The 9,944-nt window shown below is 72.0% G+C and carries 10 protein-coding genes; all 10 read left to right on the plus strand.

The annotated features are described in order from the left end of the window. The first annotated feature begins 108 nt into the window (after positions 1-108). On the plus strand, positions 109-2,040 hold the full coding sequence (locus FFS23_RS16545) for a TonB-dependent receptor plug domain-containing protein (RefSeq protein WP_137899472.1): 1,932 nt from the start codon (positions 109-111) through the stop codon (positions 2,038-2,040). Then, on the plus strand, positions 2,040-3,011 hold the full coding sequence (locus FFS23_RS16550; RefSeq protein ID WP_137899473.1) for an aminotransferase class I/II-fold pyridoxal phosphate-dependent enzyme: 972 nt from the start codon (positions 2,040-2,042) through the stop codon (positions 3,009-3,011). The genes FFS23_RS16545 and FFS23_RS16550 overlap by 1 nt, the downstream gene beginning before the upstream one ends. Continuing rightward, a complete protein-coding gene (gene cobO / locus FFS23_RS16555) occupies positions 3,011-3,613 on the plus strand; it encodes a cob(I)yrinic acid a,c-diamide adenosyltransferase (protein WP_137899474.1) in 603 nt (200 codons plus the stop codon). The genes FFS23_RS16550 and cobO overlap by 1 nt, the downstream gene beginning before the upstream one ends. Next, positions 3,610-4,422 (plus strand): ABC transporter substrate-binding protein, encoded by an 813-nt coding sequence (locus FFS23_RS16560; RefSeq protein ID WP_249340725.1) that lies wholly within the window; start codon positions 3,610-3,612, stop codon positions 4,420-4,422. The genes cobO and FFS23_RS16560 overlap by 4 nt, the downstream gene beginning before the upstream one ends. After that, entirely contained in the window at positions 4,419-5,381 is a 963-nt protein-coding gene (locus tag FFS23_RS16565) for a FecCD family ABC transporter permease (RefSeq protein ID WP_137899475.1), read from the plus strand. The genes FFS23_RS16560 and FFS23_RS16565 overlap by 4 nt, the downstream gene beginning before the upstream one ends. After that, positions 5,378-6,148, plus strand: a complete 771-nt coding sequence (locus FFS23_RS16570) for an ABC transporter ATP-binding protein (RefSeq protein ID WP_137899476.1) — start codon at positions 5,378-5,380, stop codon at positions 6,146-6,148. The genes FFS23_RS16565 and FFS23_RS16570 overlap by 4 nt, the downstream gene beginning before the upstream one ends. Beyond that, on the plus strand, positions 6,145-7,056 hold the full coding sequence (gene cbiB / locus FFS23_RS16575) for an adenosylcobinamide-phosphate synthase CbiB (protein WP_249340726.1): 912 nt from the start codon (positions 6,145-6,147) through the stop codon (positions 7,054-7,056). The genes FFS23_RS16570 and cbiB overlap by 4 nt, the downstream gene beginning before the upstream one ends. After that, positions 7,044-8,498 (plus strand): cobyric acid synthase, encoded by a 1,455-nt coding sequence (locus FFS23_RS16580; protein WP_137899477.1) that lies wholly within the window; start codon positions 7,044-7,046, stop codon positions 8,496-8,498. Before cbiB ends, FFS23_RS16580 begins: the two co-directional genes overlap by 13 nt. Next, on the plus strand, positions 8,495-9,511 hold the full coding sequence (gene cobT / locus FFS23_RS16585) for a nicotinate-nucleotide--dimethylbenzimidazole phosphoribosyltransferase (protein WP_137899478.1): 1,017 nt from the start codon (positions 8,495-8,497) through the stop codon (positions 9,509-9,511). The genes FFS23_RS16580 and cobT overlap by 4 nt, the downstream gene beginning before the upstream one ends. Then, the coding region (locus tag FFS23_RS16590) for an adenosylcobinamide-GDP ribazoletransferase (protein WP_137899479.1) at positions 9,511-9,944 on the plus strand (434 nt) is incomplete at its 3' end. The genes cobT and FFS23_RS16590, both read left to right, overlap by 1 nt.

Genomic DNA, 9,944 nt, shown 5'->3' on the forward strand with positions numbered 1-9,944 from the left:
AGGATTTCCTCGCGAGACGACGATGTTGGGGGCGTTGCGCGGCGGACAGACCGGTTCCGGCGAAATCGCGGTGCGTGCTCCCGTTGTTGCAACGAGGGGGAAACCATCGTGAAGAACTACGCCTGTCTCATCCTGCTGCCGTGCATCGCGGCCGCGACACCTGCCTTCGCCCAGACCGCGCAATCGACCAGCGGCCTCGAGCAGGTCGCCGACGCCGGCAGCGACATCCTCGTCACCGCCAATCGCGAGGCGCGACCCGCGTCCACCGTCGGCCAGGCGGTGACCGTCCTCGACACCGCGACGATCACCCAGCGGCAGGCGGTGGTCGTCGCCGATCTGCTGCGCCAGACGCCGGGCGTCAGCGTGACGCGCAACGGCGGCGTCGGCACCGCGACCTCGGTCAACATCCGCGGCGCGGAGAGCGACCAGACCGTCGCGCTGATCGACGGGATCAAGCTCAACGATCCCTCGTCGCCGGGCGGCGGCTTCGACTTCGGCGGGTTGCTGATCGGCAATATCGCGCGGATCGAGGTGCTGCGCGGCGCGCAATCGGTGCTGTGGGGCAGTCAGGCGATCGGCGGCGTCGTCAACCTCATCACCCGTCAGCCGACCGAGCAGGTCGCGGTCAACGCGCGCGTCGAGGGCGGCTGGCACGAGACCGGGCAGGGCTTCGCCAACGTCTCGGGCAAGATGGGGCCGGTGTCGGCGAGCCTGGGCGGCGGTTATTACACCACCGAGGGCATCTCGGCCTATGCGCCCGGCACGGAGCGCGACGGTTATCGCAATTATGCCGCCAACGGCAGCCTCGGCATCGCGTTGGCGCCGACCGTCTCGGTCGATGTGCGCGGTTTCTATTCCAACGGCCGTACCGATATCGACGGCTTTCCGCCGCCGACCTTCGCCTTTGGCGATACGCGCGAATATGGCACGAGCGAGCAATGGACGGCCTATGCCGGACTCAATGCGGCACTGTTCGACGGCCGGTTCCGCAACCGATTCGGCTATGCGCATACCGATACCGACCGGCATAATTACGATCCCGACGGCACGCCGACCGAGACGTTCGCCGGCAAGGGGCGCAACGACCGGATCGAATATCAGGGCGTCGCCGATCTGAGTTCCGCGGTGTTCGCCACCTTCGGCGCGGAGCGCGAGGTGTCGCGCTTCACCACGGCGAGCTACGGCGGGCCGGCGACCCGGGGGCGGGCGCGGATCTTCAGCGTCTACGGCCAGCTCGCGGTGACGCCGGTCGCCGGGCTGACCGCGACCGGCGGCGTGCGCCACGACGACCACAATATCTTCGGCGGAGCGACGACCGTCTCGGCCAGCGGCGTCTATTCGCCCAACGATGGCGCGACCGCGTTCCGCGCGAGCTATTCCGAGGGGTTCAAGGCGCCGACCCTGTATCAGTTGCAGAGCGAATATGGGAATGCGCGGCTCAACCCCGAACGCTCGCGCGGCTGGGACGCGGGCGTGGCGCAGAAGGCGCTCGACGGCGCCGTCGAGGCGAGCGCGACCTATTTCCGGCGCACCTCATTCGACCTTATCAATTTCGTGTCCTGCGACACGTCCGTGGGGATTTGCGCCGACCGGCCGTTCGGCACCTATGACAATGTCGCGCGGGCGCGGGCGCAGGGCGTGGAATTCGCGCTGACGCTGCGCCCGGTCGAGGCGCTGACGGTCAGTGCCGCCTATACCTATCTCGACGCCAAGAACCGCTCGACCAGCACCGCCGATGCCGGCCGCGACCTGGCACGACGGCCGGACAATAGCGTGTCGGTCAACGCCGACTATCGCTGGCCGTTCGGGCTGACCACCGGCGCGACCGTCACCGCGGTGGGGGACAGTTTCAACAACGCATCCAACTCGCAGCGGCTCGACGGCTATGTCGTCACCGATGTTCGCGCGTCCTTCCCGATCGTCGATCATGTCGAGGTCTATGGCCGGATCGAGAATGCGTTCGACCAGCGCTATCAGACGATCCTGCAATATGGCCAGCCGGGGCGCGGCGCCTTCGGCGGCGTCCGCCTGACCTATTGATGATCGACCCGCGCGCCCCTGTCTCGCATCCCTGGGCCACCTTTTGCGCCCATGGCGGGCGGGTGGCGGCGGCGCGCGCGGCGTTCGGCGGCGCGGACTGGATCGACCTGTCGACCGGCATCGCGCCGTGGTCTTGGCCGGTCGACACGCTGGCGGGGCTCGATCGCCTGCCCGAGCCGGCGGAGATTGCGGCGCTGGAGGCGGCGGCGGCGCGGGCGTTCGGCGTCGCCGACCCCGCGCAGGTCGTCGCGGTGCCGGGGACCGATCTGGCGATGCGGCTGCTCGCGCCGCTGATCGGCGCGCGCGCGCCGGCGGTGCGCCATCCCGGCTATGCAGGCCATCGCGCGGCATGGCCGGAGGCGGAACTGGTGGCGGAGGGGCCGGGCGACCACGACCTGTTCGTGCTGGCGAGCCCGGCCAATCCCGACGGGCGCGTCGCCGACCCGGTGGATTTGCTGGCTGCGCCGATGACGTTGGTGCTCGACGAGGCCTATGCTGATCCCGCGGCTGGTCTGTGCCCGCACGCGTCGGACCGGCTGATCGTGTTGCGCTCGTTCGGCAAATTCTACGGCCTGCCCGGCTTGCGGCTCGGCTTCGTGGTGGCGGGCGCGCGAATCGCCGGCGGGCTGCGTGCGATGCTCGGCGACTGGCCGGTGTCGTCGCCGGCGGTCGCGATCGGCACCGCCGCCTATCGCGATATCGCGTGGCGGCGTGCGCAGGCGAGCCGCATCGTCGAGACGGGCGCGCTGCTCGACACGGTGCTGCACGAGGCCGGGCTGGCGCTGGCCGGCAGCGCGCCCTTGTTCCGGCTGGTCGCCTGCAACGATGCCGCGCGGCTGTTCGGGACGCTCGCGCATCATGCTATCCTGACCCGCCCCTTCGCCGACCGGACCGACCGGTTGCGCATCGGCCTGCCGCGCGGCGCGGCGGCGCTCACCCGCCTCGCCGCGGCCCTCGAGGAGTATCGCTGATGACCGACGACTATGCCCGCCACAACGCCCGCATGGCGAAGGTCGCCGCGGCGCGCGAGAAGATGCAGGCGCGCCGCACGCTCGAACGCGGGCTGCTGATCGTTCACACCGGCAACGGCAAGGGCAAGTCTTCCTCTGCTTTCGGGATGGCGATCCGCAGCATCGGCTGGGGCCTGAAGGTCGCGATCCTTCAGTATGTCAAAGGCAAATGGGAGACGGGCGAGCGCAATTTCTTCGAGGCGCATCCCGATCTCGCCACCTTCGAGGTGATGGGCGAGGGCTTCACCTGGGACACGCAGGACCGCGCGCGCGACATCGCCGCGGCGCAGGCGGCGTGGGAGCGGTCGAAGGCGATGATCCTCGATCCCGAGATCGATTTCGTCATCCTCGACGAGCTCAACATCGTGCTGCGCGACGGGACGCTGCCGATCGACGATATCGTGGCGTTCCTGAAGGAGCGGCCGCTGACCAAGCATATCTGCATCACCGGCCGCCACGCCAGGCCCGAACTGCTGGCGATCGCCGATCTAGTCACCGAATTCGGTGAGGTGAAGCATCCGTACAATGCCGGGTTCAAGGCGCAGAAGGGCGTCGAATATTGATCCGGCCGCTTGCCGTCGCGATCGCCGCGCTGCCGCTGGTGTCGGCGGCCCCGCCGCCGCGGCCCCTGCGGATCGTCTCGATCAATCCGTGTATCGACGCGGTGCTGATGCACGTCGCCAAGCCCGCGCAAATCGCCGGGATCAGCCATTATTCCCAAGACCCACGCGCGACCTCGATCCCGCTGGCGCAGGCAATGCGCTTCGCCGCCACCTCCGGCACGGCGGAGGAGGTGGTGGCGCTGGCGCCCGATATGGTGCTGACCGGCCCGCATGTCGCGCCCGCGACGATCGCGGCGCTGACCCGGATGAAGATCCGTATCGTCCAATATCCGGTGCCGGACACGGTCGCGGAGAGCGAGGAGCAGGTGCGCGATATCGCGCGCGTCGTCGGCCACCCGCAGCGCGGCGTCGCGCTGGCGGCGCGGATCGCGGCGGCGGCGCGGCCGGCGGCGGTGACCCCGGTGCCGGCGCTGATCTGGCAGTCGGGCGGGTTGGTGCCGGGCAGCGGCACGCTGTCCGCCGACCTGCTGCGCCGCGCCGGGTTTCGCGACATGAGCGCGACCTATGGCCTCAAGAAATGGGACGTGCTGCCGCTCGAATATCTCGTCGCGCGGCCGCCGCGCGTGCTGCTGTCGACCGCCGCGGCCGACGTCGGCGAGGACCGGATGACGTCGCATCCGGCGGTGCGGCGGCTGGCGGGGCGGATCACCGTCGCGCCCTATCCGACGCGGCTGATGAATTGCGGCGGGCCGACGATCATCGCGGCGATGGCGCGGCTGCGGCAGGTGCGCGGGGGATTCGGGGCATGACGCGGCTCAATATCGGACTGCTGGTCGCGCTGTTTGCCGTCGCGGCGCTGTCGGTCGCGGCGGGCAAGGTGTGGGTGCCGTGGGACGCGTGGACCGCCGCCGATCCGCGCTCGATCATCATCGTCGAGCTGCGCCTGCCGCGCACCGTGCTGGCGCTGGTCGTCGGCGCGGCGCTCGGCCTGTCGGGGGCGGTGATGCAGGGCTATCTGCGCAATCCGCTCGCCGATCCGGGGCTGTTCGGCGTGTCGACCGGCGCGGCGTTCGGCGCGGTGCTGGCGCTCTATTTCGGCTATGCCGCGCAGATGTGGCTGTTGCCGGGCTTCGCGCTGGTCGGCGCGGGGGTGACGATGGCGTTGCTCGCGCTGATCGCCGGCCGCTCGGGGAGCCTGATCCTGTTCACGCTGGCGGGGATGATCCTCACCAGCATCTTCGGCTCGCTGACCAGTTTGGCAATCAGCCTCGCGCCGACGCCGTTCGTCTCGTCGCAGATCGTGACGTGGCTGCTCGGCGCGCTGACCGACCGGAGCTGGGACGACGTCAAGGTCGCCGCGCCGCTGGTCGCGGTCGGCGCGGCATTGCTGTTCGCCACCGGCCGCTCGCTCGATGCGCTCACATTGGGCGAACAGGCGGCACGGTCGATGGGGGTCGATCCGGCGCGGCTGCAATGGCTGGTGATCGCCGGAGTGGCGCTGACCGTCGGCGCCTCGGTGGCGACGGCGGGACAGATCGGCTTCGTCGGGCTGATCGTGCCGCATATGGTGCGGCCGTTCGCCGGACACCGGCCGTCGGCGATCCTGCTGCCCTCGGCGCTGGGCGGCGCGCTGCTGCTGACGCTGGCCGACGCGCTGGTGCGGATCGTGCCGACGGTCAGCGAGCTGCGGCTCGGCATCGCGATGTCGATGTTGGGCGGGCCGTTCTTCCTCTATCTGCTGATCGCGATGCGCCGGAGGCTCGCATGACCGGACTCGCGGCCGAGGGGATCGGCCTGACGCTTGGCGGCAACCGGGTGCTCGACGACGTCAGCTTCGCCTTCCGGCGCGGGCGGGTGACCGCGCTGCTCGGCGCGAACGGTGCGGGCAAGAGCACGTTGCTTAGCTGTCTCGCCGCGCTGCGCCGGCCGGACCAGGGCGCGGCGACGCTCGACGGGGTCGACGTGCAGGCGCTCGACCGGCGGGCGCGGGCGCGCGCGATCGGTCTGCTGCCGCAGGCGGCGGACGTGCATTGGGATATCGACGTCGCGACGCTCGTCGGTCTCGGGCGGCTGCCGCATCGCGGCCGCTGGGGCGAGACCGACGACGACCGCGCCGCGGTGGCGCGTGCGCTGGCGGCGACCGACATGACCGGCTTCGCGACGCGCGGCGTCGAGCGGCTGTCCGGCGGCGAGCGTGGCCGGGCCTTGCTCGCGCGGGTGCTGGCGGGCGAGCCCGACTGGCTGCTCGCCGACGAACCGCTCGCCAGCCTCGATCCGGCGCATCAACTCGACGTGCTCGCGCGGCTGCGTGGCGTCGCGGAGGCGGGCAGCGGCGTGGTGCTGGTGCTGCACGATCTGCACCTTGCCGCGCGAATCGCCGACGATGCGGTATTGTTGCGCGGCGGGCGCGTCGTCGCGGCTGGGCCGGCGGAGACGGTGCTGACCGCGCCGCTGATCGCGCAAGCCTATGGGGTGGAGGTCGAGATCGGCGTCACCCCCGCCGGGCAGCGCTTCATCCTGCCGATCGCGCGGTGAGCCATGCGCTGCCGCTGTTTGCCATGCTGATTGCGGAGGCGGCGTTCGGCTATCCGCGGCGCTGGCGGCATCCGGTGGTGGCGGTGGGGGCGCTGATTGATGGGGTCGAGCGGCGCTGGAACCGCGGCGACGCGGTGCGGCAGCGGCTCGGCGGGGTGGCGCTGCTGGCGCTGCTGGTCGGGCTGGCGGCGCTGGCCGGCGGCGCGATCGAGCGGCTGGCGGGGCAGGGCTGGGGGCTGGTCGCGGTGGTGGCGATCGGCACCACCGGGCTGGCGCAGCGCAGCCTCCACGATCATGTCGCGGCGGTGCTGGGGCCGCTCGCACACGGCGACCTGCCCGCGGCGCGGCGCGCGGTGGCGATGATCGTCGGCCGCGATACCAAGTCGCTCGACGAGCGCGGCGTCGCCGTCGCGGCAATCGAGAGCCTTGCCGAGAGTTTCTGCGACGGCGTCGTCGCGCCCGCCTGCTGGTTCCTCGTCGCCGGCCTGCCGGGGCTGTTCGCCGCCAAGGCGATCAACACCGCCGATTCGATGATCGGCCATCGCACGCCGCGGCTGGTCCGGTTCGGCTGGGCGGCGGCGCGCGCGGACGATCTGGTCAACTGGCTGCCGGCGCGGCTCTCCGGGCTGCTGGTCTGTCTGGCGGGTGGCGGCGGCTGGGCCACGATGCTGCGCGATGCGCGCCGCCATGCCTCGCCCAACGGCGGCTGGCCGGAGGCGGCGATGGCGGGAGCGCTGGGGCGGCGGCTGGGCGGCGCAATATGCTATGACGGCGAGCCGGCGCAGCGCGCGGTGCTGGGCGCCGGGCCGCTGCCCGCCGCCGACGATCTGGCGCGGGCGCTGCGCATCTATCGCATCGCCTGCCTGTTGCTGTGGATCCTCGTCGGAGCGCTGGCATGGGCGCGGTGATGCTGCAGGGGACCGGGTCGGACGTCGGCAAGTCGGTGCTCGTCGCTGGCCTGTGCCGCGCGTTCGCCAACCGTGGCCTCGTCGTCCGCCCGTTCAAGCCGCAGAATATGTCGAACAACGCCGCGGTGACGGCCGACGGCGGCGAGATCGGCCGCGCGCAGGCGTTGCAGGCGATCGCCGCGCGCGTCGCACCGCACGTCGACATGAACCCGGTGCTGCTCAAGCCGCAAAGCGACCGCACCTCGCAGCTCGTCGTCGCCGGCCGGTCACGCGGGACGCTCGCGGCGGGCGACTATTGGCGGCGCAAGCCCGATCTGCTCGGCGAGGTGCTCGATGCCTATCGGCGGCTGGCGGCGGCGGCGGATATCGTCGTGGTCGAGGGGGCGGGGTCGCCGGCCGAGATCAACCTGCGGCGCAACGACATCGCCAACATGGGTTTCGCCCGTGCCGCCGGGGTGCCGGTGGTGTTGGTCGGCGATATCGACCGCGGCGGCGTGATCGCGTCGTTGGTCGGGACGCGGGCGGTGATCGACGCGGACGATGCGGCGATGATCCATGGCTTCATCGTCAACAAATTCCGCGGCGATCCCGCGCTGTTCGCGGACGGGCTGACGGAGATCGTCGCGCGTACCGGCTGGCGGTCGATCGGCGTCGTGCCGTGGCTGGCCGAGGCAGCGCTGCTGCCCGCCGAGGATGCGGTGGCGCTGGGGCGTGCGGCGGCGGGCGCGGGCGTGACGATTGCGGTGCCGATGCTGTCGCGGATCGCCAATTTCGACGATTTCGACGCGCTGGCGCACGAACCGGGCGTGCGGCTGGCGATGATCCCGCCGGGCCGGCCGCTGCCGGGCGATGCGGCGCTGGTCGTGCTGCCGGGGAGCAAGGCGACGATCGCCGACCTCGCCTTCTTCCGCGCACAGGGGTGGGACGTCGATCTCGCCGCGCATGTCCGCCGCGGCGGGCGGGTGCTGGGCATCTGCGGTGGTTATCAGATGCTCGGGCGGACGGTCGCCGATCCGCGGGGGATCGAGGGGCCGGCGGAGACGGTCGTGGGTCTCGGGCTGCTGCCGGTCGATACGGTGATCGCCGCGGACAAGCGGACCCGGCCGATCACCGGCGAGATCGGTGCCGGCATCGGCTTCACCGGTTATGAGATCCACGCCGGCGTCACCACGCCCGATGCGGGCACGCCGCCGCTGCTCCGCTTCGCCGATGGCGTCGCCGACGGCGCGCGCGCGCAGGACGGCCGCATCGCGGGCTGCTACGTCCACGGCCTGTTCGACGACCCCGCCGCACGCGCGCACCTGCTCGCGCCGCTCGGTGTCGTCTCGGACGGGTTCGACCGGCGGGAGGCGATCGACGAGGCGCTCGACGCGATCGCCACGACGCTGGAACGGGTGCTCGACATCGACGCGCTGATCGCGCTTGCAAGGACCGCCGCATGACCGACGCCGACGTTCGCGCCCATCTCGATGCGCTCGCCAAGCCGCGCGGCAGCCTGGGGCGGCTGGAGGATATCGCGGTGCGGCTGGCGCGGACGCAGGATCGGCTCGATCCGCGCACCCGGCCGCGGCGGATCGTGCTGTTCGCCGGCGATCACGGCTGCGTCGCCGATGGCGTGTCGGCCTGGCCGTCGGCGGTGACGGGGATGATGGTCGCGACGATCCTTACCGGTCGCGCCACCAGCAACGCGCTCGCCGCGGCGCACGAATGCCCGCTGCGGCTGGTCGACGTCGGCGTCGCGGGGCCGCGGATCGAGCACGCGCCCGCTTTCTTCCGCGATGCGCGGGTGGCGGACGGCACCGCGAGCCTTGCGCGGGGCGCAGCGATGACGGCGGCGCAGTTCGAGGCGGCGTGGCAGGTCGGCGCGGAGGAGGCGGATGCTGCGATCGACGACGGCGCGGCGCTGCTGATCGCCGGCGAGATGGGGATCGGCAATACGACGCCCGCCGCGGCGCTCACCGTGCTGCTGACCGGACTTCCCGCCGCGGCGGCGGTCGGGCGGGGTGCCGGCGCCGATGCGGCGATCGTCGCCAACAAGACGCGGATCGTCGCCGATGCGGTCGCGCGGGTTGCACCGGGGCTTGCCGGGGACACGCTAGGGACGATCGCCGCGGTCGTCGGCTATGAGATCGCCGCGATGGCGGGCTTCTTCGCACGCGGCGGCGCAAGCGGCGCGACGCTGCTGCTCGACGGCTATGTCGCCACGGCGGCGGCGCTGGTCGCAGAGCGGCTCGCACCCGGCAGCGTGCGCGCGATGATCGCCGGGCATCGCTCCGCCGAACCGGGCCATGCCGCGGCGCTCGCGCAGCTCGGGCTGGAGCCGTTGCTCGATTGGGGCATGCGGCTGGGCGAGGGGAGTGGGGCGCTCGTCGCATTGCCGCTGCTCGACGCGGCGGCGGCGGTGCTGTGCGACGTCGCGCGGCTCGATGCGATCGGCGCCGAGCGGGCGGATTGATGGCGCGGGCCCCGCTCTGGGCACCGCCGTTGCTGGCGGTGCAGTTCCTCACCCGGCTGCCGGTGCCCGCACTGGCGCGGCTGGACGCGGCGGCGGCGGCGGACGGGTTCGCCCGGGCGATGGCGTGGCTGCCGCTGGTCGGCGCCTTGATCGGGGGAGTGACCGCCTCAATCTTCGTCGCGGCGCAGGCGCTGTGGCCGCCGGTGATCGCGGCACTGCTCGCGCTGGCGGTCGAGGCGTTGCTGACCGGCGCCTTCCACGAGGATGCCGTCGCCGATTTCTGCGATGCCTTCGGCGGCACCGCGCGTGGCGACAGGGCGATCGAGATCATGCGCGACAGCCGAATCGGCAGTTATGGTGCGCTCGGCCTGGGGCTGATGGTCGGCTTGCGGCTGGCGGCGATCGGCGCGCTGCCGCCGATGCTGGCGGCGGC

The organism is Sphingomonas sp. 2SG (assembly GCF_005503285.1).
GTDB classification, from domain to species: Bacteria; Pseudomonadota; Alphaproteobacteria; order Sphingomonadales; family Sphingomonadaceae; genus Sphingomonas; species Sphingomonas taxi.

What these genes read in the sequence shown, in the direction of transcription:
- FFS23_RS16565 (WP_137899475.1), top strand. Translation starts at nt 4,419, where the DNA reads ATGACGCGGCTCAATATCGGACTGCTGGTCGCGCTGTTTGCCGTCGCG.
- FFS23_RS16550 (WP_137899473.1), top strand. Translation starts at nt 2,040, where the DNA reads ATGATCGACCCGCGCGCCCCTGTCTCGCATCCCTGGGCCACCTTTTGC.
- FFS23_RS16580 (WP_137899477.1), top strand. Translation starts at nt 7,044, where the DNA reads ATGGGCGCGGTGATGCTGCAGGGGACCGGGTCGGACGTCGGCAAGTCG.
- cobO (WP_137899474.1), top strand. Translation starts at nt 3,011, where the DNA reads ATGACCGACGACTATGCCCGCCACAACGCCCGCATGGCGAAGGTCGCC.
- cobT (WP_137899478.1), top strand. Translation starts at nt 8,495, where the DNA reads ATGACCGACGCCGACGTTCGCGCCCATCTCGATGCGCTCGCCAAGCCG.
- FFS23_RS16570 (WP_137899476.1), top strand. Translation starts at nt 5,378, where the DNA reads ATGACCGGACTCGCGGCCGAGGGGATCGGCCTGACGCTTGGCGGCAAC.